The sequence below is a fragment of the Flavobacterium sp. KACC 22761 genome (assembly GCF_034058155.1).
Lineage (GTDB): Bacteria > Bacteroidota > Bacteroidia > Flavobacteriales > Flavobacteriaceae > Flavobacterium.
Genome location: NZ_CP139148.1, coordinates 2,128,739 through 2,154,698, shown reverse-complemented (window position 1 = coordinate 2,154,698; position 25,960 = coordinate 2,128,739). Strand labels below are relative to the sequence as shown.

Here is a 25,960-nt window from a genome sequence, read left to right as displayed (position 1 = left end):
GAATACGAAAAACACAAGAAAACCGCTATCTTTTCATACTAAAATGTCCTTTATAAACCTTGCCATTGGCTCTTGTAACCACAAACCAATAATCTGAAGCCGGAAGTTCTTTTCCGTTAAAAGTTCCGTCCCAAGTCGTGTACGCATTTAGTTCTTTCAAAAATTTGCCGTAACGATCAAATATCTTGGTATTTATCGCCGGTTCAGTTTCAGAGAATTTTATTCCCCAAGTATCATTAAAGCCGTCTTGATTTGGTGTAAAAAACTTTGGGTAATTCAGTAAAAAAACTTCTTGATTTACAATTCCACATCCGTTTTTATCGCGTACATACACAACATAATCGCCTGTTGCCAAACCCGAAAAAATATTGCTTTCCTGATAGGAACTTCCATCAATTGAGTATTCATAATTGCCAAGACTTGTATCTGCCAATTGAACTTCAATCACATTTTCTGAATCTGTCCAATCTTGAATTTCAAGATTCTTAATTACAGCACTATTCGAAAGTTTTACGTCAAAATTTTTCGTTGCGGAACAAATTACATTTCCATGATTTTGAGTAACGGTTACCGAATAAGATCCGGTTTCGGTAATTACTAGTGATTCGGAAGTAGTTCCATTTGACCATAAATAACTATCAAAACCAATTCCTGCATGAACTTCAACATCTTTATTTTGGCACAATGAAACCAAATCTGAAATCGAAATCACGGGTATATTTACCAAAGTTAATTTCAATTCTGCTACTTGAAAACATTTATCGTCAGAATCAATTCTCACATAAATTGTGGTTGTTCCAGCTAATACATTATAATTGGAAACGGTCGTAATTTGATCGGCTAAAATCTGATTTTCGGCTCCATTCAATGTAGTATAAAAACTAAGAATACAAGAACTGCATGATGCTAATTGGGAATTATAATCCGTCAGATTTATGACTTCATTTCCATCATCTAATTCATCGCAAACATTTGCAGCAACATCATTTACTGGTAAACTGGGAGCAACTATAGAAACCGAAACTGCCAAACGGTTTACGCTTTCGCAACTATTGAGGGTCTGCGAAGCATAATAAGTTGCCCCATTTACCAAACTTGTTGAAGGAGATAAAATTACACCATTTACAATGTTGTCATACCAAACAACATTTGTCCCTTCAGCAATTAAATTCTGTATTGTAGGTTTTTGAGACGTACAAAAATTTTGATTTGAATCTCCTGTTGGAGCTGTTGTATTCTGAATATTTACAACAACTGGAATTCTTTCGCTTTCGCAAATATTAATCGTTTGTGACGCATAATAGGTTTTAGTTTCCAAAATTGCAGCCGCAGACAAAAGATTTCCGTTTATTGGCGAATCATACCATTTTACATTTTGTCCGTTAATTGCAACATTCTGTAAACTTGCATTTTGTTGAACACAAAAAGTTTGCGGACTTGTTGCTGACGGAAGTGGTTCTGTATTGATGTAAGCTTTGATTTCGACTTCATTTGGAACCAAAGAAACACATCCTAAATTATTCTTTATAAGAATTTTATAAAATCCCGGAGCTAAATTATTTTTTGAATTTGAATTTATCCAAGTTGCGCCATTATCAAAACTGTAAAATGCCACCAAATCAGAAATTGTGATTGTTCCTTTCAAAGACAGACAATCCGGCTGAATCACTGAAACTGTTGGCGTTGGCGGGTATCCCGGAGGCACCAAAACAGCCACAGAAACGGCTGTTGTTTCGCAACCAGAACTATTCCTAGTTTTTATTAGATAATCACCAGCCTCCAAACCTGATTTTACATTATTTGTTGACCAAGTCGCTCCATTATCAAAACTATATTCATAATCTGAACTTGTAATTGTAATTGTCCCCAATGGATTTGAGCAAATAACAGGCTGAATTACAGAAAATGTAGGCGTCGCACTTGAAGATGCAACCGAATTTATGTGTGCAATTGCTGGTGTAGAAGCGCAACCTGAACTCAATTTTGCTGTAACATTATAATCGCCACCAGTCAAACCTGAAAATACTCCCGAGGCTTGATAATTTGTCCCATCGATACTGTAAGTAGTATTTGCTGCTGTCGCAATATTTATAGTTCCTGTTGGCACATCGCATATGGGTTGCACAGTAGTGAAAGTTGGAACTACGGTGCTTTCATTTACTTTAAAGCTGATGGTATTTGATACGACCCTACAAGAAGCCGAGGAAATATTCACGCTTTGCGCAACCGCCATGCGATATAAATAGGTACCAACTGTGGCATTTGGGACAAAAAGGTACGATATTGAATTTGCTTCCGAAATATCAGACCAAGTCACTCCATTATCACTGCTTACTTGCCATTGATACGCCGGATTCGAATAACCTGAAGAAACGGTTCCTGTCAAAGTATAACTTTGCGAATCGCCTTGACAAATCGTTAAACTAGTATTGGTATTGTTTTGTATTGATGAAGTAACTGTTGGTCCGCAGGCACGAAAAGTAATATCGTCTAAAGCAATGTCATTTCCGGGTGCCGCTCCCGCTTTGTTGTTTCGCATTCTGATAACTACGGTCGAAATATCGGCCGGAGTGGTGAAAAAAAATCCATATTGTTTCCAAATTGCACTTGAACTTAAGCCAATATCTCCCGTATTATAAGTTCCTAAAATAGTCCCCGAAGTTGATTCAATCGTAAAAGTAATATTTGGCGGACTCGTATCATTTGAACGCAACAAATTCATAATCCACGCCGCAAATTCGTAAGTAGTATCTGGGCAAAGGCCTGTAACGGTATTTTTATAAAAATAATCTGTTGTAGAAAGACTCGCGTTTACCACCATCATATAACCTCCGCCTGTATGATCTGTGGTTGTCCACCAAGTTCCTGGAGTGTTGGTTGTTTTTTCGATGGTGTAAGAGCCATCGTTTGGAAAATCTACTGTTGTCCAAGTATAACTTGTAATTCCAGTTCCTAGAGCCGTTCCGTGTGAGGCTGTTCCAGATCCAAAATCAAGCTTAACAACAGCATCGCCCAAACTTCCGGTGCATAATTGTGCTTGTACTTTAAGGAACAGAAAAAATAAAATTAGTACTAAGACAGCTTTACGATTCAAAACTAAAATGTTTTTATGTCGGTAAAACTACTTTTTAATACTATAACTGCTTAAAGTTTTATACTAATCCCAAAAAACAATCGATGTATTTGTACCTATTATCTACCAAAAATTTGTGACCAAATGAAATTCCCCTACCATTTAGTTTTTTCCGAAAATCTGGAGACCACCATTGACGAAATTACATCGCCATTTGCATTTAACAAAGTTGCAATTGGGTCGACCAAAGTTCCTAAAATCATGGCAACTGGAAGCGCTTGTTCCATTGGAAAACCATAAACAGTAATAGCCAAAACTTCACCAATATAACCACCATTCGGAATTCCGCCTTCGACAATCGAGACAATTACGGTAATTCCTAGCGCCAAAAGAATCGTTGAAGGCTCTGTAAAGTCTTTTCCAAACATGGCAAACAGAAAAGTAATTTTCAAGATCGATGACATACTCGAACCATCTTTATGCAAAGGCGCTCCAAGCGGAATTACAAGATTTCGAACATGCGTCGGAATTCCCATTTTTTGTGCTGCTTCCAAATTTGCGGGAATAGTTGCAATGCTGCTGCAAGTTCCTATTGCAGTGAGAGAAGGCGTGATATTATTACTCCAAAAAACTTTAAACGCTCTTTTTCCGCCGGCAACAATAGCATACAAACTGAAAAATGCAAAGAAATAGAAAACACAGGCAGCATAATAAACCGCCATAGGTTTTGCATAAACGCCAAATAATTGAGGCCCGAAAATACCAACCTGATAAGCAAAATAAGCTCCTAAACCTATTGGTGCAAATTTCATGATGATATTGAGCAATTGCTTCATGACTTCGTTTCCAGAATCTAAAAAGCTTTTAAAAGCACTTCCTTTTTCTCCAGATTGCAAGGTCGCAAAACCAATTAAAAACGAAAATATAATCAATGCCAACATGCTTTTTCTGGACAATAATTCGAAGAAATCATTTGTTGTAACCAACTTTGCAATCTGATCGCCAACAGAACCTGATTCTACATTTTCAAATGGAACTTTCGCAACAGCAATATTTTGATGAATTGGAAAAAGGTAAACGGCAAAAATCATGACAATTGCCGAAATAAGAATTGTGGAAAGAAAAACCACAATCATAATAAAAAACAGTTTTCCTAGCTTTTCTTTCTGTTCCAAATTTGCAATGGAAGAACCAATTGTAAAAAATATTAACGGAATAATCGCCGTAAAAAGTAAATTCAGGAAAATATCGCCTAAAGGTTTTATAACCTCAACTTTTTCTTTGAAAATTAAGCCAAAAATACTGCCGATAATGATACCGCCAAGAAGCATTAAAATACTGCTATAACTTTGTAGAAAATTGATTTTTTTGACTTCCATGTATTTGTAAAAAAGCATTAGAGACTGGAATTAAAATTAAATAAAAAAAGAGTACTAAAACTAATACTCTTTCTTTTATTATTTTTCCAGAACAAACGTGGTAAAAGTTCTATCCATAAGTTCTCCAGTTTTGCTTTTTATTTTTTCGGTCTGAATTTCGGTATTAACTATTTTAAAAGCTGTTTTCTCAATTAGTTTCTTTACTTTTTCAGTGCTGTAAAGCTCAAATTCAAATTGAGTGAAAGGAAGCTTTTTCATAAAATCTTCATCTCCAAATGTCAGACAGAAATTTCCCTTTGGTTTTAATACTCTATAAATTTCCAACAGAAATTTTTCAGGTTCCTGCCAAAAATAAATCGTATTCACCGTGAATATTTTATCGAAAGAAGCAACTCCAAACGGAATAACTTTTCCGTCATAAGTGGTAAAAAAAGCTTGATTTTGCGAAACACTTTCTCCATTGATCTGGCTGGCTTCCTGAAACATCAGTTCCGACATCTCAAGCCCAAAATACTTTATGTGTTCAGCCTGTTTAAAAACAAATTCCAAGTGTCCTGCATTTCCATGACCTAACTCAAGAATTGCGTCATCATTTAATATATTTAGATTTTGAATTGAATGATGCGTCATATTGATGTTTGTTTCATTCATCATATTTGCTATTTCGATTCCCTTTTCTCCCGATGGATGTTTTAATTGAGAGGCAATCGCTCGTAATTCTTCATTTTTCATGGTGTGAAAATTTTAGACATCTAAATTACGTAAAATCCTTTAAAACAAATTCCAAATAAGAAAATTCCATAATTCCAATTTTACAAACTGAACAGGAAGAACTTTGTCAAGGTTTTATACTTTGACAAAGTTCGTTACGCAAATATTAAAAAACCTGACTTGCAATCTGGCGGATATTCTCAGATTTACCCATTGAATAATAGTGTAAAAACGGAACTCCTGCGGCTTTTAATTCTAATGACTGCTGAATCGCCCATTCGATTCCGACTTGTTTGATTTCAGCGTTATTTTTGCATTTATCTACAGCATCGATTAAATCTTCAGGTAAATCGATTCTGAAAATCTGTGGTAAAACCTGTAAATGTCTTTGAACAGCAATTGGCTTAATTCCAGGAATAATCGGAATAGTGATGCCCATTTCTCTTGCTTTTTCAACGAAAGCAAAATATTTTGAATTATCGAAAAACATTTGCGTTACTACATAATCAGCACCTGCATCAACTTTTTCTTTTAATCTTTTTAAATCAGATTGTAAAGAAGGGGATTCTAAATGTTTTTCTGGATAACCTGCAACTCCAATACAGAAATCAGCTTTGTTATCAGCATCCATTACTTCATGAAGATATTTTCCGCAGTTCAAATCGTTGATTTGTTTTACCAAATCAATTGCGTAATGATTTCCTCCTGCTTTTGGCACAAAAGACTGTTCGTCTTTCATTGCATCGCCTCGAAGCGCCATTACATTATTGATTCCTAAATAATGACAGTCAACCAGCATGTATTCGGTTTCTTCTTTGGTAAAACCACCGCAAAGCAAATGCGGAACCGTGTCAACATTGTATTTATGTTTTATAGAAGCGCAAATTCCAAGTGTTCCCGGACGCATACGAGTCAGTTTTTTATCCAAAAGTCCGTTACCGCGGTCAATGTAAATATACTCTTCACGAGAAGTGGTTACATCAATAAACGGCGGATTAAACTCCATCAACGGATCAATATTATCGTATAATTCCTGAATGCTTTTCCCTTTTTGAGGCGGAATAATTTCAAATGAGAATAATGTTTTTCCTTTGGCGTTTTTTATATGTTCTGTTACTTTCATTTCTAAGTTATGAGTTATGAGTTATGAATTTTGAGTTGAGCTAAGTGTAAAAAATCTGAAATCAAAAAACGTAAATCAATCTTTTAGTTTAAAGTCTGAAAGTCCAAAGTCGAAAGTCACATTCTTTGAGACTCTACGACTTTTGACTTTCGACTATATTTAATCTGCTATATTAGGGTTTAACCATTTCATTGCGTAATCAAGCGGTACATTTCGGCGTTTGGCGTAATCTGTAACCTGATCTTCTTTTATTTTTCCGAGTCCGAAATAGCGGCTTTTGGGGTTTCCGAAATAATATCCTGAAACCGATGAAGCCGGCCACATCGCCATACTTTCTGTCAGCTTTACTCCTATTTGTTTCTCCACATCTAAGAGTTTCCAGATTGTTGGTTTTTCCAAGTGATCTGGGCAAGCTGGATAACCTGGCGCCGGACGAATTCCTTTATAATTTTCTTTAATCAATTCTTCGTTGGTTAACGATTCTTCGCTGTCATAACCCCAAAAATCTTTACGCACTCGCTCGTGAAGATATTCGGCGAAAGCCTCAGCAAAACGATCGGCAAGCGCTTTCACCATAATAGAATTATAATCATCTAAATTCTTTTCGTATTCCGCAGCCCATTCGTCAACACCAAAACCAGTTGTTACACAGAAAGCTCCCATATAATCGGTTATGCCGCTGTCTTTCGGCAGAATAAAATCAGCTAAAGCGATGTTTGGAGCGCCTTTTGTTTTTTGTGACTGCTGACGAAGCGTTAAGAATTTCTCTAAAACTTTTCCGTTTTCATCACGTAATTCAATGTCATCATCATCCACCTGATTTGCAGGGAAAATTCCGTAAATACCTTTTGCTTTCAGTTTTTTCTCTTCTAAAATTACTTTAAGCATTGCCTGAGCATCGTTAAAAACAGAAGTTGCTTCTTTACCCACAACCTCATCAGTTAAAATTGTCGGATATTTTCCGTACAATTCCCAAGTCTGGAAAAATGGCGTCCAGTCGATATACGGAACCAAAACATCCAATTCAACTTCGATCGTTTGTGCGCCGATTACTTTTGGTTTAACTGGAGTGTATTCGCTCCAATCTAATGGCAATTTGTTTTTACGGGCATCTTCAATCGTTAGGAAGTTTTTATCTCTTGAACGATTTAAAAATGTTTCTCTAAACGAGTCGTATTCTGCACGAATATCTGCCGCGTATATTTTTCTATTATGATCTAACAGGTTTCCGGCAACGGTAACGGCTCTCGAAGCATCGTTTACGTGAATTACCGTTTCTCTGTACTGCGGTGCAATTTTCACGGCTGTATGCGCACGCGAAGTTGTTGCCCCACCAATCATAATTGGAATTTTAATATCTTGTTTGTCTAGTTCTTTGGCCAAATACACCATTTCGTCAAGCGAAGGTGTGATCAGTCCACTTAATCCAATGATATCCACTTCATGTTCAATTGCAGCCGAAATAATTTTCTCCGGAGGAACCATTACTCCTAAATCTACAATCTCATAATTATTACATGCCAAAACAACCGAAACGATGTTTTTACCAATATCATGAACGTCTCCTTTTACGGTTGCCATCAGGATTTTTCCGTTTCCTTGTTTGTCTCCGGCTTGTTTGCTTGCTTCGATAAAAGGCAATAAATAAGCCACGGCTTTTTTCATTACACGAGCTGATTTTACTACCTGTGGCAAGAACATTTTTCCGCTTCCGAATAAATCTCCAACGACATTCATTCCGGCCATTAAGTTGATCTCGATAACTTCAATTGGTTTTGTTGATGCCAAACGCGCTTCTTCAACATCTTCTTCAATAAAAGCATCAATTCCTTTTACCAATGAATGCGTAATACGTTCCTGAACCGTTCCAAAACGCCATTCCTGAACCGTTTTTTCATCGCTTTTTGCTTCGCCTTTTACGCTATCGGCAAAATCTAAAAGTCGTTCAGTAGCATCGTCGCGTCTATCTAAAATTACGTCTTCAACGTATTCTAATAAATCTTTCGGAATATCATCGTAAATCGTCAACATCTCTGGATTAACGATTCCCATCGTCATTCCATTTTTAATTGCGTGATATAAAAACACCGAGTGCATTGCTTCGCGAACCGTATCATTTCCTCTAAATGAGAATGAAACGTTACTTACACCACCACTGATATGTGCGTGTGGAAGGTTATCACGAACCCATTTTGTTCCTCTAAAGAAATCCAATGCATTCAATCTATGTTCTTCCATTCCCGTTGCAACTGGGAAAATATTCAAATCGAAAATAATATCCTGCGGAGGAAACCCTACTTTGTTCACCAAAATATCATACGAACGCTGACAAATCTCTACTCTACGATCGTAATTATCCGCCTGACCTACTTCGTCGAAAGCCATAACAATTGCCGCCGCTCCGTAACGTTTAATTAATTTGGCGTGATGAATAAATGCCTCTTCTCCTTCTTTTAACGAAATCGAGTTTACAACGCTTTTTCCTTGTACTACTTTAAGACCAGCTTCAATGATTTCCCATTTCGAACTGTCGATCATAATCGGCACTCTCGAAATGTCTGGTTCTGCAGCAATTAAATTCAAAAATTTAGTCATCGCAGTAACACCGTCAAGCATTCCTTCATCCATATTAATATCGATGATCTGTGCTCCACCTTCTACCTGCTGTCTTGCAATATCAAGCGCCTCGTCGTATTTCTCTTCCTTGATTAATCTCAAGAATTTTCTTGAACCTGTTACGTTTGTACGCTCACCAACATTCACGAAAACGCTTTCCGGCGTAATAATCAACGGTTCTAATCCTGATAATACAAGGTCTCTTCTTTTTTCTGTCATTTTTTTCTAAGTTACTAAGATCCTGAGATACTGAGGTTCTAAGTTTTTTATTCTATATTTTTTAGGTCTTTAAACCTGTAATCTTTTAATATTTTGGGCGTGATTCGCCGCGGCGAACCGGGCTATCCGTTACAAGTCCTCGCTCTTCCTTCGTCAGGCTGTGGGCTTTTCACTTCTATCCCTCACGCAGGCATTGTGATATAAGTTAAGTTATTCAAAACCTTTTATTCACTTTGTTGGTATGGTTTGCAAATCCATATCTCGTTATACTATCTAGCCATTTCGTCTAATGATTGAAGCATTGTTTTAATGTTATTTTTTGCCGAAATTTCATTCGCTAGTCGCAACCTTTTAGAACCAATAATGGCATCTGACATCGTAGCATTCCCTGATTGATTAATACTTTTACTAAAAACCAAATTATTTTTATTATACAACTTGTATTCTATTGTTGTTTCTACAGTTAAATTAAACCACTTAGGCCTACTTACAGAAATTATATTTACTTCAAGAACCCAATCACCATCTGTAATAGCTTCTGTTTTTGTAAATGCATTAGATTCAGTAAATGACTTTTTTAATGCCTCTTCAAAATTTTTATTAGAAATATTAGATACCCATAATGGGTTTGTCTTTTTTCCACCTGTAACAGATTTTATGTAAAGCTGATCTCCAATCTGTTTTTCAACTTTATAATCTTTGACAGTCATACCTTTAATAGATGCACTAGATGCACATCGACTCAAAAAAACTGAAACAAAAACTATTAAAACTATATATTTAAATTTCATCTCTAATATTTCATAAAATTGGACTACACCAATACCGGCGCCACTCTAGGCTTATAATCCTTGGCAACCTCAGCCATTAATCGAATATGATCCGGAGTTGTTCCGCAACAGCCACCGATGATATTAATTAAATTATCGTCTAAATATTCTTTAATGAATGCTTGTGTCTGCTCTGGTGTTTCATCGTATTGTCCGAATGCGTTTGGTAATCCTGCGTTTGGATGTGCCGAAACATTAAAGCTTGTATTATGTGCTAATGTTTTCAAATACGGTTTCAACAAATCGGCTCCAAGAGCGCAATTGAATCCTACACTTAATAACGGAATATGTGAAACGGAAATCAAAAAAGCTTCGACTGTCTGTCCTGAAAGTGTTCTTCCTGAAGCATCTGTAATCGTTCCTGAAACCATGATTGGAATATCGAGATTACGCTCTTCTTTTACTTCTTCAATTGCAAAAAGTGCGGCTTTTGCATTTAATGTATCGAAAATTGTTTCTACCAAAAGTAAATCACAGCCACCGTCCATTAACGCTTCTACTTGCTCTTTGTATGCAATTCGTAAATCATCGAACGTTACAGCTCTGTAACCCGGATCGTTTACATCTGGTGACATACTTGCCGTACGGTTTGTCGGTCCGATTGAACCGGCTACGAAACGTGGTTTTTCAGGATTTTTTGCGGTAAACTCATCGGCAACCTCGCGTGCAAGTTTTGCCGATTCGTAGTTTAACTCGTAAACCAAATCTTCCATGTGATAATCGGCCATACCGATTGTCGTTCCAGAGAAAGTGTTAGTTTCTACAATGTCAGCACCTGCTTCAAAATAAGCGGCATGTACATCGCGGATTGCTTGTGGTTGTGTTAGAGATAGTAAATCGTTGTTTCCTTTTAGCGGATGAGGGAAATCTTTGAAACGCTCTCCTCTGAAATCTTCTTCTGAGAAATTATAGCGTTGCAACATTGTTCCCATTGCTCCATCTAGGATTAGGATATTTTTTTTTATTGCTTCTTGAATTGTTATTGCCATGTTTTTTTGTTTTAGCTGCTAAGACGCTAAGGTTCTAAGATGCTAAGTTTTTTTTATTATAATTGTGAAGTTTAAACCTATCGGTTTACTTCGGATATTTTTTCACATTAATTCCAAAAGTGTACTATTGCTGGCTCATTAGCCCCGATGGAAGCAAATATCCTTTTATTCTGGGGTTCAGAATAAAAGATATTTGTGTACAGCGGGAACTATTGACTGCAAAAATGCGCCAATGATTCGCTCCTGATACAGAATCTGTTTCAGTAAATATTGTATGTTGTCTGGAAAAGTTTTGAGAAATACTTGTAATGTATTTGTGTTATCTATCTTTAATACTTGAAAATTAGTAAAAAGTAGAATTTAGCACCTTCTTTATGGTAAAGGGTTGCTAAGGTTTCATTGGGTCTGTCCCTCCGCCTTTCGTGATAACTAACAATAATTTTAAGAACAGTGCAAAGGTATGAAATGGCAATTCGATTTGCAAATGTTTTTTTTGTAAGGTGCTGAGGGACTAAGATGCTAAGGTTCTAAGTTTCTTTAAGATGCTGAGACTCTAAGATTCTAAGTTTATAAGTTTTTTTTTAGCTTCTGTTTTTCAAATATAGCCCGCGGTTTCAACCGCGGGACCGTATTGTGATTATGCGATGCGTTTATTCGTTGTCTTCCAGTGGTTGAAACCACTGGCTATGTTTTATATACTTTGCTAAAAAATAAAGCTCAAACTTGAAAAAGTTTGAGCTTTCTATATAAAAATCTTAGTATCTTAGAAACTCAGTATCTCGGCAACTTAGACTATCGCTTTAACAACCGCTTTTGGTGCTTCTTTACGAGTTCCGTCGAAACCGTCTACTCCAGATACTGTTGTATATTTCAATACGTATTTTTTACCTGGATTGATGATTGAATATGCAGCTTGACACATTAAAGTTGCTTCGTGGAAACCGCAAAGGATTAACTTTAATTTTCCTGGGTATGTGTTTACGTCTCCAATGGCGAAGATTCCCGGAATGTTAGTTTGGTAATCTAATGCATTGTTTACTTTAATTGCATTTTTCTCGATTTCTAATCCCCAGTCTCCAATTGGACCTAATTTTGGTGTTAGTCCGAAAAGTGGAATGAAATAGTCGCAGTCGATTTTACGGTGTGCGCCGTTTTCTTCGATATCTAATGATTCAACATGCTCAGCACCGTTGATTCCAACTACTTCTGCTGGAGTGATTAATTTGATTTTTCCAGCTGATTTTAGTTCCTGTACTTTTTCAACAGAATCTAAAGCTCCTCTAAATTCGTTTCTTCTGTGGATTAAAGTTACTTCTGAAGCTACATTTGCCAAGAAAATACTCCAGTCTAATGCTGAATCTCCTCCTCCTGCAATAACAACTCTTTTGTCTCTGAATTTTTCAGGATTTTTGATGAAGTATTTTACTCCTTTATCTTCATAAAACTCGATATCTTCGATAAGTGGTTTACGAGGCTCGAAACTCCCTAATCCTCCAGCGATTGCAATAACTGGCGCATGAAATTTAGTTCCTTTATTTGAAGTTACAATGAAAGATCCGTCTTCTTGCTTTTCAACTGTTTCAGCACGTTCTCCTAATGTAAAACCTGGCTCAAATTGTTTGATTTGCTCCATTAAACCATCAACTAAATCTCCAGCTAAAACTTCTGGAAAACCTGGAATATCATAAATAGGTTTTTTAGGATATAATTCTGAAAGCTGTCCTCCTGGCTGAGGCAAAGCATCTAAAATATGACATTTTAATTTCAATAATCCTGCCTCAAAAACGGCAAATAAACCTGTTGGGCCTGCTCCAATTATAAGTATATCTGTTTTAATCATTATGGTTGTTGTTTATAATCATTCTTAATAATACAAAGAAACGAATAATTTATTCTACTAACAATGATTTTTATCATTATTCATTTCTCTGGTATGCTACTCTTTATTTCTTAATGAATCGGTTATCTCGTTCATTCTTTTTACCTTTTCTTCAAAATTACCTTTTAAGGTTTTTCTGTATTCATTCAGGTTTTCAACCATTTGATTGATATCTTCCGGAATTACTTCTTCGAAAAACTCACGCAATCTCTTTGCTGTCGTTGGCGATTTTCCGTTTGTTGAAATCGCGATTTTGACATTTCCTTTTGTTACGATTCCGCCCAAATAATAATCGCATAAATCTGGTGTATCGGCGATATTACAAATCAGATAACGTTTTCTGGCCAAATCATACACCTTTTTATTTACTTTCAAATCGTCTGTACAGGCAATTACCATGTGACGTTTTTTAAGCATTTTCTTTTTAAACTTTTTTTCCGTCAATTTAATTGAAGGATGTTTTTCTGCTAAAACCTTAATTTCTAAATGAAAATCAGGTGCAACTACCTCAACATTAGCATTCGGACTTGACTTGAGCAAGAATGAAAGCTTTTCCAAACCTACATTTCCTCCGCCTACAATCAAGACATTTAAATTGTGAAGCTTTAGAAATATTGGATATAATTCGTTCTGTTCCATTTTAATTTAATTTCATCTAAACAAAATTATACCTTTTTGCTCTTAAATCTATCTTTTAAAAATTAAGAGCTTTTCTTAATTTTCTTCTTACCATTAAGTTATTAAGGAAGATTAAGCATCGCTTTATTAACTTCATGCTCTTAATGGTAAAATTATAACGAATAGAATTCGATGATTTTTATTTTATCTTGCAATTTCTTTTGATAGAAATTCTTCGTAAAAACCTTTTAGTTTGTTGCTTTCGCGGACAACTTCACCTAATACTATAATTGCTGGAGAATCTAATTCTTTTTGTTTTACAACTTCTAAAATCGAATCTACTGTTCCAACACCTACTTTTTCTTCTGCTGTTGTTCCGTTTTGGATGATTGCAACGGGTAAATTTCCTTTATCTTCTTTTTGAAACAAATCGATGATTTGAGGCAGTTTGTGCATTCCCATCAAAATCACAACGGTTGCTGATGATTTCGCTGATAAGGCAATATCCGAAGATAATTTTCTGTCAGACGTTGTTCCTGTAATGACCCAAAAGCTTTCTGAAACTCCTCTTTTTGTTATTGAAATTCCCTGACTTGCAGGAACAGCAACTACTGATGAAATTCCTGGAACTACAATAGTTTCAATTCCGAAACTTTCTGCAAAATCAACTTCTTCTCCGCCTCTTCCAAAAATAAATGGATCTCCGCCTTTTAATCTTACCACGTTTCCGTATGTCAGTGCATTATCTACAATCAGCTGATTGATTTGCTCCTGCGTGTATGCATGATTTCCGATTCTTTTTCCAACAAAAATTCTAATCGCATTTTTAGGCGCATAATCCAGAATTTCTTCATTGGCCAAAGCGTCGTATAAAACCACATTTGCTTCAGCCAATGCTTTTACAGCTTTTAGCGTCAGTAAATCGGGATCGCCCGGACCTGCACCGACTAAAGTTATTTTGGGTTTTATATTATGCATTTGCTAATTCCTGTGCTCTGAAAGTTTCGATTTTATCAAAGAAAACTGTTGCTTGTGCAATGTAATCTTTAGCGAAAGCTTCAGATGGTTCATTTTTATTAATCTGGTAAACCAAATCTTTAAAAGTTGAATTTAATTCGATTTTATTAGTTTCGATGAAAACAGTATCAAACAAGTCCACGATTCCTGCGTGGTGGTTTGTTTTTTGGTTTTCTGCTAATAACAAAGCTTTTGCACCGTTTACAAATCCAGCGTAAGCGTGATAAATCGCATCTGACCATTTTTTCTCGTCGAAAGATTCCTGAGCCAAAATCAATTTCTCTTTAGCTTCAAACAATAATGTCGCTACTAAATCGATCACCACTCCGGCACATTCCCCAACTCCAACTGCTTTTACGTAATTGTCTGCATTACCCCAATCCACAAAATCAGCTTCTGTTAAATTGGTTACATCAGCATACGGTTTTAAGATTTCGTAAAAATACTTTTCTCCTTTTGTATCATAATAATCAAGGAATTTTTGTCCGCTTCCGTTAGCATCAAAATCATTTAAGATGGTACGCAACGCATCTGGTCCTCTACGGCTAGGTACTTTGATTACTTTATCAGCAAAACGTCCCGCGCCATTTCCTAATCTTCCTCCACCTAACAAAACTTGTAAAGCCGGAGCTACTAGTTTTCCTGAGTTGATAGACATTCCCTGAAATCCAATTGCAGACATATTATGTTGTCCGCAAGCATTCATACAGCCAGAAATCTTAATTTCGATTTCGCGATTGTTTAAATACTGAGGATATTCTGTACTTAAAACTCTTTCTAATTCTTCTGCAATACCGGTACTACTTGCAATCCCCAAGTTGCAAGTATCAGTACCCGGACATGCCGTAATATCTCCAACTGAATTATATCCTAATTGAACAAAGTCAAGTTTGGCTAATTCTTGATAAAAGAAAGGAAGATTCTCTTCTTTTATGTTTCGTATTACAATATTTTGACGCAATGAAAAACGCAATTCATTTGCTCCGTAATTCTTAATTAAATCGGCTAATAATCTCGCTTTATCAGTATAAAAATCGCCTAATAAAACTTTAATTCCAATAGCATAATAACCGTCTTGTTTCTGTTTGATTACATTCGATTTTTTCCACGCTTCATACGCTTCTGTATCTTCGATTGTAACTTGCGGAACTTCTAATAACGGTTCTGGAATTGGTCCGTCAAAAGCCGTTGTATCAATTTCGTAAGTTTCGAAAGCGATGGCTTTTTTCTCTTTTTCAACCAAATCAAGGAAAGCATCTTTCCCCATTTCTTTGATTAAGAATTTCATACGCGCTTTCATTCTCTTTGCACGTTCTCCGTATCTGTCGAAAATACGAATGATTCCTTCTGCTGTTGGAATGATTTCGTTTACCGGAACGAACTCTGAAAGCAATTCCGCATGAGCTGGCTGAGATCCTAAACCTCCACCAAACATGATTTTGAAACCTTTTTGTCCGTCTTTAATTTTCGGAATAAATCCTAAATCGTGTAAATAGCTCAAAGCCGTATCTTCGTCTGAAGAAGAGAACGAAATTTTGAATTTACGCCCCATTTCCTGACAGATTGGGTTTCTTAACAGATATTGAAAAAGTCCGTGTGCATAAGGCGAAACATCAAATGGTTCGTTTACGTCAACTCCAGCCAGTTCACTTCCTGTAATATTTCTAACCGTGTTTCCACAGGCTTCACGAAGTGTGATATCGTCTTTAGCCAAATCTGCCCAAAGCTCAGGAGTTCTGTCTAAACTTACATAGTGAATCTGAATATCTTGACGTGTTGTAATGTGCAAACGTCCTGTAGAATATTTGTCTGAAACTTGTGTGATACGCACCAATTGCTCGCTGGTTACTTTACCATAAGGCAATTTGATACGAATCATCTGAACGCCTTCCTGACGCTGTCCGTAGATTCCACGCGCTAAACGAAGACTACGAAAACGCTCATCATCAATTTTTCCTCCACGGAATAAGTGAATCTTTTTTTCTAATTCGATAATCTCCTTCTGAACTACCGGATTTTCTATTTCTGTTCTAAAACTTTCCATTTCTCTTTAGTTGTTGGTTGTCAGTTGTTGGTTGTTGGTTTGCTGGCAGAATAACTATCAACCAAAAACCATCAACTATCAACTAGCGAATGAATCCTACTCCTGCTGTTGTGTTTGTTGCTGTATCAATTAAGATGAAAGCTCCGTTTGATTTGTTTTCGTTGTATGAATCAAAATATAACGGTTTGCTTAATTTGATCGTTACTTCTCCAATTTCGTTGATTGCTAATTGAGAAGCTTCTGTCGTTCCTGAGTAATCTGTTGCAATTGTATTTTTAATGCTTTCTACTTTTGCTAAAACTCTGTTTGTATTGTGTTGTACCAAATATTTAGTTCCTGGAACCAGTTTTTTACTGTCCATCCAGCAAACTGTCGTTGTGATATCTTTTTCAATTTTTGGAAGCTCATCTGATTTTACAATCATATCGCCTCTTGTTACATTGATATCATTTTCTAATTCGATTGTAATTGATGAACCTGCAACGGCTTCGTCAAATGTTTTATCGAAGAAGTGAATTTTAGATACTTTTGATTCTGTTAAAGAAGGAAGAACCGTTACGGCATCTCCAACTTTAATAGAATTTCCGTATAATTTCCCTGCGTAACCTCTGAAATCGTGATATTCTTCTGTTTTTGGACGAATAACAGTCTGAACTGGAAAACGTGCTTTTCCTGCTTCGTAAACATCATGGGAATGCAATCCTTCTAAATGTTCTAAAACTGTTTGTCCTTCGTACCAAGGCATATTCTCTGATTTGTCAACCACGTTTCCGCCGTTGATTGCGCTTAACGGAATGTAACTTACGTTTTGCTCTTTGAATGTACTTTTTGCATTTAAAGCCTCAAAATCAGCTTTGATTTTATTGAAAACTTCTTCTGAATAATCTACCAAGTCCATTTTGTTGATGGCAACGATTACTTCTTTTACTCTCAATAAGTTATTAATAAAAAAGTGACGGTATGTTTGCTCGATAACTCCTTTTCTGGCATCAATCAAAATGATCGAAACCTGAGAAGTTGAAGCTCCTGTAACCATGTTTCTGGTATATTCTACGTGACCTGGAGTATCGGCAATAATGTAACTTTTCTTTGCAGTCGAAAAATAAATATGCGCAACATCAATCGTGATTCCTTGCTCTCTTTCCGCCACTAATCCGTCAGTTGCCAAAGAAAAATCAAGGTAATCGTATCCTTTTTGTTTACTGCTTTTTTCGATTGCTTCAATTTTATCAGTCGTCAACGATTTTGTATCATACAATAATCTCCCGATCAAAGTACTTTTTCCGTCATCTACACTTCCTGCTGTTGCTATTTTTAAAACGTCCATTCTAATATTTTTGTTTCAGGTTTAAAGTTTCAAGTTTTCTGTTGAAACTTATAATCCGTATGTTTTTGTTTTCTTGATTTTACTTTTAAATTTCGTTTAGAATTACACTCATAATTCAAAACTCATAACTCATAATTACTAAAAGTATCCTTGTTGTTTTCTTTTCTCCATCGCAGCTTCAGAACGTTTATCATCAATTCTGGCTCCTCTTTCTGAAATTGTTGACGATCTAATTTCTCCAACTACTTCTTCGATTGTTGCTGCGTAAGATTCAACAGCCGCTGTACAGCTCATATCTCCAACGGTTCTGAAGCGAACAATTCTTTCTTCGATTTGTTCGTCTTCTTCTTGGTACACAAAAGGAGAATGCGACCAGATTAAACCGTCTCTCAAAAAAACTTTTCTTTTATGTGAGAAATAGATTGACGGAATCTCGATTTTTTCTTTCTCGATATAACTCCAAACATCTAATTCTGTCCAGTTTGAAATTGGGAAAACACGAACGTTTTGGCCATTTTCAATTTTTCCATTCAAAATATCAAACAACTCAGGTCTCTGATTTTTTTCGTCCCATTGTCCGAAATCATCACGAACTGAGAAAATACGTTCTTTTGCTCTTGCTTTTTCCTCATCACGACGCGCTCCACCAATACAAGCATCAAACTTAAATTCTTCAATTGCATCTAAAAGTGTTGTTGTTTGTAAACTGTTTCTACTTGAGTATTTTCCAGTTTCTTCAACTACTTTTCCTTCATCAATAGCATCCTGAACATTACGAACAATCAACTCTAAACCTAATTCTTCTACCAATTTATCTCTGAAAGCAATTGTTTCAGGGAAATTGTGTCCCGTATCAACGTGCAAAAGAGGAAACGGAATCTTAGCAGGGAAAAATGCTTTTTGCGCCAAACGCACTAATGTGATAGAATCTTTTCCTCCTGAGAAAAGTAAAACCGGTTTGTCAAACTGTGAAATTACTTCTCTGAAAATGTATATCGCTTCACTCTCTAAAGCGTTTGTTTTTAATACTGAACTCATTGTTTTTTTGTTTGATATTTTTGTTGTTTCAAGTTTTAGGTTTCAGGTTTCAAGTTGCCCGATCTAAAAATCTTCACTCTTTATTCTATAATCTATATTCTATTCTCTAAAAGAAAGTCTCGCCTCTTTCTTCTTGCCTCTAAAAGTCTTACCTACTCTTTCTTAGCACTGTGAAGCCCGCATTCTTTGTGGCTTGATTCCCACCACCATCTTCCTGCTCTGATATCTTCTCCAGGAAAAATCGCTCTCGTACAAGGTGCGCAACCGATACTTACGAAACCTTGTTTGTGTAAAGCATTTTGAGGAACATTGTTTTCTGATAAATACGTTTCAACTTCTTCTAAAGTCCATTTTAAAAGCGGATTGAATTTGATGATTTCGAAATTTCCGTCGTATTCAAACAAACTTAAATCGTGTCTGTTTTCTGATTGTTCAGCTCTAAGTCCCGTAATCCAAACTGAGTTTCCTGCCAAAGCTTTTCTTAACGGAACAACTTTTCGGATAAAACAGCATTCTTTTCTGTTTTCTACCGAATCATAAAAGCTGTTTGGTCCTTTTTCCTGTAACAGTTTTTCTACTGACGCTGCTTCTGGAAAAAAGACTTCGATTGGTCTTTTATATTTTTTTAATGTTTTATGAAAAACATCATAAGTTTCCTGAAATAATCTTCCTGTGTCTAAAGTAAACACTTTAATATCTGTGTCACTTTTTGCAATAAAATCTGTAATTACTTGATCCTCTTGTCCGAAAGAAGTCGAAAAAATGACTTTTCCCGGAAATTCTTTTGCTAAAAAAACTAAGGTTTCGTCAAGCGAAAAAGCTTTAGTTTTCTCTAATAATTCTTGTACAATAATCGCACTCATAAATCTCTCCTTTCTAAAATTATCTTTTACAATAATTTAGATAATGTTTTTAAACTCAATACTATAATTAGAATTCCAACTGCAACCATCATTGGTTTTCTTTTGATTTTATTTACTAAATAAGCTGCCAAAGGTGCTGAAACGACTCCTCCTAGAATCAGTCCGATGATAACCTGCCAGCCGTGGATTCCTCCAAAAAGCATAAATGTGATACCACTTGCAAATGAAATTGCAAACTCTGCTGCGTTTACTGAACCAATAGTATATCTCGGATTTCTTCCTCTTCCTAATAAAGTAGAAGTTACGATTGGCCCCCAGCCTCCGCCTCCAACAGAATCCATAAATCCGCCGAAAACAGCCAAAGCACCTAATTTTTTAGTTTTCTTTTTTTCTATACTCTTTTTTAATGCCTTTCTGATAATAACAATTGCCAAAATCATCATGTAAACTGCGATAAATGGTTTGATGACATCGCCATTGATAACATCAGACAATAAATAAGCTCCTGTAATAGAACCTAAAACTCCTGGAATCAATAAATGCTTTACCAGTTTTTTATTGATGTTTCCAAAACGATGATGCGAAAGCGCCGATGCACCCGTTGTAAACATTTCTGAAACGTGAACTGCCGTACTGCTCACTACCGGTGGAACTCCATAAGCCAATAAAAATGACGTTGAAGTCGCTCCATAACCCATTCCTAAAGTTCCATCAACCAATTGAGCAAAAACTCCAATCGCAAAAAAAACTAGGAACTCTGCATTAAAACCATTCACAAATCCATCCCACGTAAATTCTGCGTGATGATTGTATATCAAAACAGATAATAAACCTACTAGTAAAACAACAGGAATTCCAATCCAAAGCTTTTCCTTAAAAGAATCAGCACTATTTATTTTCAGTTCTTTCTCCATATTTAACATGTTTAAATTTACTTCAAACCTATTACCCTATCGGGTTAGTAGATTACTTTGCAAAAATACTACTTATTTCTAAATTACAAAGCAATATTATTATTTTTTTAAACCCTCAATTAACCTTTTATTATATTCTAAAAGAGAGTTTTAAGAATTATGCCGTATAATTTCACAAATAATGCCGTATTACAGCATATTTCAACAATTTATCCTTCAAAAATATTTGGTTTTTAAATACATTTTTAATCTCTATAAAATCGATAGGATTATTATAAAATTATCGTATTTTAGCCCCAAACTTTTATTTATGGATTTTCAAATAGGTCTTGTAATTGCAGGATTAGTTGTTGGTTTTATTGTTGGACTCACGGGAGTTGGTGGCGGTTCTTTAATGACTCCAATTTTATTATACTTCAATATTCCGCCAACAACCGCAGTAGGAACCGATTTATTATATGCCGCATTCACCAAAGCAGGAGGCGTTTTTGTTCACAATAAAAAAGGAAACATTAACTGGAAAATTACAGGTTGGCTCACCCTTGGCAGTGTCCCTGCTTCTTTAATAACTTTATGGATTCTAAATAGCATCAAGACTGATATTGAAACTATAAATGGTGTTATTAAATATAGTTTAGGCTGGGCATTATTATTTACTTCTGTTGCTATTATATTTAAAAACAAAATTTTGAAGTTCTCTCAAAAACATGCGGGAGATAAATTTCATAGCGAAAGCACAGCTCAAAATGCATTGACTATCGGAATTGGAATATTACTTGGCGCTACTGTAACCTTAACTTCTATTGGAGCTGGGGCCTTAGGAACTGTAACTTTATTTTTCCTTTATCCGCTATTGCCAACACCAAGATTAGTAGGAACCGAAATCGCACACGCTGTTCCTTTGACATTGGTTGCTGGAATTGGACATGCTTCAATGGGAAATTTAGATTTAGGCTTGCTAGGACAATTATTAATGGGATCTCTTCCTGGAATTTACATGGGAAGTATGCTAAGCGGAAAAGTGCCAGATCAGTTTCTTAGAAATGCCATAGCTGTAATGCTTTTTATGGCAGGATATAAATTGATTTTTTAAAAAAATTTAAACCATATAAGTTATATAAATTCATTTAATCAAGCTTAGCTTTAGCGCAAAGTCTAAATGAATTTATATAACTTATATGGTTCGAAACTAAAAGGCAATATCTGCTAAAGAATTGCTTTCTAATATTTTAAGGGTATTATCACGAACTTCTGTCATTAAACGTCGTGCTGCACAAGTTGATTCATCATCACAGTCATCGCATCTTTCGTAGAAATTATGGCTTGCACAAGGCAATAAGGCAATTGGCCCTTCCAAAATTCGGTAGACTTTTGCCATGCTGATGTCTTTTGGATCTTTAATCAGATAGTATCCACCGCCTTTTCCTTTTTTGGCTCCAAGAAAACCTGAGTTTCTCAACAACAGCAAAATACTTTCTAAAAACTTAATCGAAATATGTTCATTTTTTGCGATTTCGGCAATTTGAACCGGTTCATTATTTTCCCTTCTTGCCAAATAAGTTAAAGCCTTAATTCCGTATTTTGTTTTCTTTGAAAGCACTATTTTATATTTTAGATTGCAGTCTTTTGATTTTTTGTTTTAAAAAAACAGACTTCATATTTTTCTACAACAAAAGTAGTTTTTTTAAATGAGAAAACTAAGAGTTGAATAGTTAAATTCTACTAAATCCATCAAATTACTTCGTTATTTCCAATTAAATTGAACTCATGAAAGGTTTTTATTTCTTCTGCTAATGCTTTTTTATTCACCACATAAGTATCAGAAATAGAATCGTGCCAACCTCTTGTTCCAAAATACGAAAACACATCAAAAGGAATAAAACGACATAGACTTCTTCTAACAATCATTCCAAAATCTGGTTTTTCACCATATTCGTCAACTACAACAGTTCCTGTAATAAATTTGGCCAATGATCGTCCGAATAATCCTTCGGTAATTAAAAAATAGAAAAAATAAATTGTGAAAATTACCATATTCCAGCCCCAATCTCCTAATTCGTTCATCCATTGACTTAAACCTGTCAATTCAAATAAACCAATCAAAACACCTGCAAAAAGACAAAGTCCCATAAAAATAGCAACAACAAATATTGTATCTAAAATATAATTTAAAAAACGAATTCCCACCGAAGCCAGCAATCGGTCATCAAGAATGTATCCAGAATTACTCATACATTAATTGGTTATTTTAATTATTAATAGTTTTTTGGTTACAACAAAAATATACTTTTTGTTTATACAATTTCAAAGAAGTAGATTTTGAGTTAGGCTATTTCTTTTTTGCCAATTAAATCTAAGGAGCGGAAAATCTCCATATCTCTTTCCAAATCTTTTTTCTCAACAACAAAAGTTTTAGAAAGAGCATCATGCCATATTCTTTCCGATTTACTTAAAAATGATAATTGATCAAAAGGAATTAAACGACATAGAGTTCTAATACAAATAGCGCTGAAACTTGGTTTTAGACCATTTTCATTTACTACAATACTCCCTGTAATAAATTTACCAATAGTTCTTCCGAAGAGACTTTCAAAAACTAAATAATAAAACATCGCAAAAGAAAGATAGGTTCCTAGCATCCCTAAATTTATCATAGTTTCTACCCAAGGACGATAAACATCCCATTGAAAAATATTTCCCGTTATCACAACAAAAAATGTAAAAACAAAAATCATGATAAGAATAGAAAAAAAATCGATGATACAATTTAAAAAACGATCTCGATCTGATGTCAACAGTTTCTTTTCCAGAACATAGATAGAATTATTCAATTGTCATTTTTACTTATTTGATTAATTATTACTTTATTTCAGCATTAACAAAAATATATTTTTTATCCAAAAAACTACAAAAAACTAGTACAAATTAAAAATGCATTGTCTTTTTTCTGATACAAACAGTGATCTTCATTTTCTATAATCTGATTGGAAATTTTTAGCCCCAAAAACCAATCACTTTTTGGTGCATTCAAATCCTTTTCACCAAAACAAAGCTTGATTTCGCAGCTTGGTTTTTCAGTTTCAAAACGCAATCTTGTCGAAGAAACCAAAATTAATTTTGTTGTTTTCAATCCTTTTAAAGAGGCTTTCCATGCAATTGTTCCTCCCATACTGAAACCTAAAACTGCTACTTCTCCTTTTTTAGAATCCAACAAATTACTTACCGCCTTCTCTATTCCTCCGCTTAAAAATTGATTGTGAATTTCTTTTTCATTTGATGAATCAATCCGGGCTAATTTTAAAATATCATAATATTGAACATCAAATTTAGGTTCTAAAATTTCGATATAATAGTGAATCCATTCGGGATTGCCTCCAAATAAATCTGACAACAAAAGCAATCTTGGTTTTTCCATATTTTGTAAAACTAAAATTAAAAATGCAATTTTCTATATACCAAAAAGGGCTATTTAAAAAAATAGCCCTTCAAAAATATTGTATTTATTTTTAACCTAATGCTTGCTTCAAATCGGCAATTACATCTTCAACCGTTTCTAAACCAACAGAAACACGAACCAATCCTTGTGTAATTCCAACTGCCAATTGATCTTCTTCAGACAATTTGCTGTGTGTTGTTGATGCTGGATGCGTAACAATTGTTCTTGTGTCACCAATGTTTGCTGATAACGAACAAAGCTGAATTGAATTCAAGAATTTTCTTCCCGCCTCGATGCCGCCTTTGATTTCAAATGCAATGATATTTCCACCCGCTTTCATTTGTTTTTTAGCAATTTCGTATTGCGGATGAGATTTCAGGAACGGATATTTTACGCTATTTACATTTGGATGACTTTCTAAAAATTCAGCTACTTTTAAAGCATTTTCGCAGTGTCTGTCCACGCGAACTGCCAATGTTTCCAAACTTTTTGAAAGCACCCAAGCATTAAACGGAGCTAAAGCTGGACCTGTATTTCTCGAAAACAAATAAATCTGTCTGATTAAATCAGCATTTCCAACCGTTACACCGCCTAAAACACGTCCTTGTCCGTCAATTAATTTAGTCGCCGAATGAATTACCAAATGCGCTCCAAATTTAATTGGCTGTTGCAAATAAGGCGTTGCAAAACAGTTGTCGATAATTAAAATCAAGTTGTGTTTTTTAGCAATATTGCCCAACAATTCTAAGTCAATAACATCAACTCCAGGATTTGTTGGAGATTCTGCGTATAATATTTTGGTGTTTGGCTTTATAAAACTCTCGATTGTTTCTGGCTTGTTAATTTCGAAATAAGAAGTTTCGATATTCCATTTTGGAAAATAAGTCATGAACAAAGCGTGAGTAGAACCAAAAACGCTGCTCGCCGAAACAATATGATCGCCTGAATTCAACAAGCCAGCAAAAGTAGAATATACCGCTGCCATTCCGGTTGCAAAAGCATAACCAGCTTCTGCGCCTTCCATTTTGCATACTTTATCTACAAATTCTGTAGTATTTGGGTTGCTGAAACGGCTGTAAATGTTTCTTTCTTTTTCTTCTGTAAATGAAGCTCTCATATCTTCGGCATCTTCAAATATAAAACTTGACGATAAGTATAATGGCACCGAATGCTCTAAATACTGAGATCTTTCTAATTGTGTTCTAATGGCTTGTGTTTCAAAACCAAATTCTTCTGTACTCATTGTTTGTGTTGTTTAACACGAATTGCACTGATTTGCACTAATTCGTTTTTCTTTTTTAATTTCACAAAAATTCACAAAGTAAAACGCAGAGTTTCACTAAGGATTGAATGTGAATTTTCATTGTTACAAATTCAAAAATTATCCAATTTTCAAATTAACTAATTATCTAATTTTATAAAGCTTCGTTGTTCAAGACAACTTTGTAGCTAATGGTCGCTGTTGGCTCAACAGTTTTGGCAACTGAGCAATATTTCTCGAAAGAAAGCTGTGCCGCTTTTTTTGCTTTATCTGGACTGATTTCTCCTTCTAAATAAAAAACCACATCGATTTCTTTGAAAGGTTTTGCTTCCTCGATTTGAACTCGTGTTCCTTCAACCTCAGCGTTAAAAGAAGTAATTTCCTGACGCTGTTTTTTCAAAATTGAAATCATATCGATAGCACTGCATCCCGCAACTCCCATTAAAACTAATTCCATTGGACTTGCTCCTAAATCGCTTCCGCCAAATTCGGCTCTGCTGTCAACGTCAACTACGTGTCCGCGTTCATTTTTTACTTTGAAATGAAATGCGTCATTTACTCTGTTTAAAGTTACTTTCATTGTGTTGTTATTTTTTTTGTTTTTTTGTTTGGTTTCAGATTTC

The 25,960-nt window shown here is 35.3% G+C and carries 22 protein-coding genes and 1 riboswitch; of the genes, 1 reads left to right on the top strand and 21 read right to left on the bottom strand.

Annotation, left to right across the window (positions count from 1 at the left end):
• Window positions 1–25: 25 nt before the first annotated feature.
• From SCB73_RS09405 to SCB73_RS09335, 15 genes are all read right to left on the bottom strand, one after another.
• The gene (locus SCB73_RS09405; protein ID WP_320569780.1) at window positions 26–3,094 is read right to left on the bottom strand and encodes a T9SS type B sorting domain-containing protein; all 3,069 of its coding nucleotides are present in this window, start codon (window positions 3,092–3,094) and stop codon (window positions 26–28) included.
• A gap of 134 nt (window positions 3,095–3,228) precedes the next feature.
• Window positions 3,229–4,452, bottom strand: coding sequence for a dicarboxylate/amino acid:cation symporter (locus SCB73_RS09400; RefSeq protein ID WP_320569779.1), 1,224 nt, complete (start codon window positions 4,450–4,452; stop codon window positions 3,229–3,231).
• Window positions 4,453–4,530: 78 nt separating this feature from the next.
• On the bottom strand, window positions 4,531–5,184 hold the full coding sequence (locus SCB73_RS09395; protein WP_320569778.1) for a class I SAM-dependent methyltransferase: 654 nt from the start codon (window positions 5,182–5,184) through the stop codon (window positions 4,531–4,533).
• A 145-nt stretch (window positions 5,185–5,329) separates the two neighbouring features.
• A complete protein-coding gene (metF, locus tag SCB73_RS09390) occupies window positions 5,330–6,286 on the bottom strand; it encodes a methylenetetrahydrofolate reductase [NAD(P)H] (RefSeq protein ID WP_320569777.1) in 957 nt (318 codons plus the stop codon).
• A 159-nt stretch (window positions 6,287–6,445) separates the two neighbouring features.
• Window positions 6,446–9,121, bottom strand: coding sequence for a methionine synthase (gene metH, locus SCB73_RS09385; RefSeq protein WP_320569776.1), 2,676 nt, complete (start codon window positions 9,119–9,121; stop codon window positions 6,446–6,448).
• A 269-nt stretch (window positions 9,122–9,390) separates the two neighbouring features.
• Window positions 9,391–9,912 (bottom strand): hypothetical protein, encoded by a 522-nt coding sequence (locus tag SCB73_RS09380; protein ID WP_320569775.1) that lies wholly within the window; start codon window positions 9,910–9,912, stop codon window positions 9,391–9,393.
• 23 nt (window positions 9,913–9,935) lie between these two features.
• Window positions 9,936–10,940, bottom strand: coding sequence for a homocysteine S-methyltransferase family protein (locus SCB73_RS09375; protein WP_320569774.1), 1,005 nt, complete (start codon window positions 10,938–10,940; stop codon window positions 9,936–9,938).
• Between the two features lie 316 nt (window positions 10,941–11,256).
• Window positions 11,257–11,372: riboswitch (SAM riboswitch) on the bottom strand.
• Window positions 11,373–11,727: 355 nt separating this feature from the next.
• A complete protein-coding gene (locus SCB73_RS09370) occupies window positions 11,728–12,780 on the bottom strand; it encodes an NAD(P)/FAD-dependent oxidoreductase (RefSeq protein WP_320569773.1) in 1,053 nt (350 codons plus the stop codon).
• Between the two features lie 96 nt (window positions 12,781–12,876).
• Window positions 12,877–13,458, bottom strand: a complete 582-nt coding sequence (locus tag SCB73_RS09365) for a precorrin-2 dehydrogenase/sirohydrochlorin ferrochelatase family protein (RefSeq protein WP_320569772.1) — start codon at window positions 13,456–13,458, stop codon at window positions 12,877–12,879.
• Window positions 13,459–13,641: 183 nt separating this feature from the next.
• Entirely contained in the window at window positions 13,642–14,415 is a 774-nt protein-coding gene (gene cobA / locus SCB73_RS09360; protein WP_320569771.1) for a uroporphyrinogen-III C-methyltransferase, read from the bottom strand.
• The gene (locus tag SCB73_RS09355; RefSeq protein ID WP_320569770.1) at window positions 14,408–16,498 is read right to left on the bottom strand and encodes a HEPN domain-containing protein; all 2,091 of its coding nucleotides are present in this window, start codon (window positions 16,496–16,498) and stop codon (window positions 14,408–14,410) included. Before SCB73_RS09355 ends, cobA begins: the two co-directional genes overlap by 8 nt.
• An 82-nt stretch (window positions 16,499–16,580) precedes the next feature.
• Window positions 16,581–17,825 carry a sulfate adenylyltransferase subunit 1 gene (locus SCB73_RS09350; RefSeq protein WP_320569769.1) on the bottom strand — a complete coding sequence of 415 codons (1,245 nt, stop codon included), beginning with the start codon at window positions 17,823–17,825 and terminating at the stop codon, window positions 16,581–16,583.
• A 138-nt stretch (window positions 17,826–17,963) separates the two neighbouring features.
• Entirely contained in the window at window positions 17,964–18,881 is a 918-nt protein-coding gene (gene cysD / locus SCB73_RS09345) for a sulfate adenylyltransferase subunit CysD (protein WP_262489180.1), read from the bottom strand.
• Between the two features lie 134 nt (window positions 18,882–19,015).
• The gene (locus tag SCB73_RS09340) at window positions 19,016–19,726 is read right to left on the bottom strand and encodes a phosphoadenylyl-sulfate reductase (protein ID WP_320569768.1); all 711 of its coding nucleotides are present in this window, start codon (window positions 19,724–19,726) and stop codon (window positions 19,016–19,018) included.
• Between the two features lie 26 nt (window positions 19,727–19,752).
• Window positions 19,753–20,640: a sulfite exporter TauE/SafE family protein gene (locus SCB73_RS09335; protein WP_320569767.1), complete on the bottom strand. Its 888-nt coding sequence runs from the start codon at window positions 20,638–20,640 to the stop codon at window positions 19,753–19,755.
• Window positions 20,641–20,950: 310 nt separating this feature from the next.
• On the opposite strand from SCB73_RS09335, the gene SCB73_RS09330 reads away from it, so the two are divergent.
• The gene (locus SCB73_RS09330; protein WP_320569766.1) at window positions 20,951–21,733 is read left to right on the top strand and encodes a sulfite exporter TauE/SafE family protein; all 783 of its coding nucleotides are present in this window, start codon (window positions 20,951–20,953) and stop codon (window positions 21,731–21,733) included.
• Between the two features lie 96 nt (window positions 21,734–21,829).
• On the opposite strand, the gene SCB73_RS09325 is transcribed toward SCB73_RS09330, so the two are convergent.
• From SCB73_RS09325 to SCB73_RS09300, 6 genes are all read right to left on the bottom strand, one after another.
• Window positions 21,830–22,240 (bottom strand): RrF2 family transcriptional regulator, encoded by a 411-nt coding sequence (locus SCB73_RS09325; RefSeq protein ID WP_026728538.1) that lies wholly within the window; start codon window positions 22,238–22,240, stop codon window positions 21,830–21,832.
• 131 nt (window positions 22,241–22,371) lie between these two features.
• Complete coding sequence (locus SCB73_RS09320) at window positions 22,372–22,872, bottom strand: RDD family protein (protein ID WP_320569765.1); 501 nt, start codon at window positions 22,870–22,872, stop codon at window positions 22,372–22,374.
• Window positions 22,873–22,964: 92 nt separating this feature from the next.
• Window positions 22,965–23,471, bottom strand: coding sequence for an RDD family protein (locus SCB73_RS09315; RefSeq protein ID WP_320569764.1), 507 nt, complete (start codon window positions 23,469–23,471; stop codon window positions 22,965–22,967).
• A gap of 74 nt (window positions 23,472–23,545) precedes the next feature.
• Window positions 23,546–24,055, bottom strand: a complete 510-nt coding sequence (locus tag SCB73_RS09310) for an alpha/beta hydrolase family protein (RefSeq protein WP_320569763.1) — start codon at window positions 24,053–24,055, stop codon at window positions 23,546–23,548.
• Window positions 24,056–24,146: 91 nt separating this feature from the next.
• The gene (locus SCB73_RS09305; RefSeq protein WP_320569762.1) at window positions 24,147–25,319 is read right to left on the bottom strand and encodes a trans-sulfuration enzyme family protein; all 1,173 of its coding nucleotides are present in this window, start codon (window positions 25,317–25,319) and stop codon (window positions 24,147–24,149) included.
• A 172-nt stretch (window positions 25,320–25,491) separates the two neighbouring features.
• Entirely contained in the window at window positions 25,492–25,917 is a 426-nt protein-coding gene (locus SCB73_RS09300; protein ID WP_320569761.1) for an OsmC family protein, read from the bottom strand.
• Window positions 25,918–25,960 lie beyond the last annotated feature (43 nt).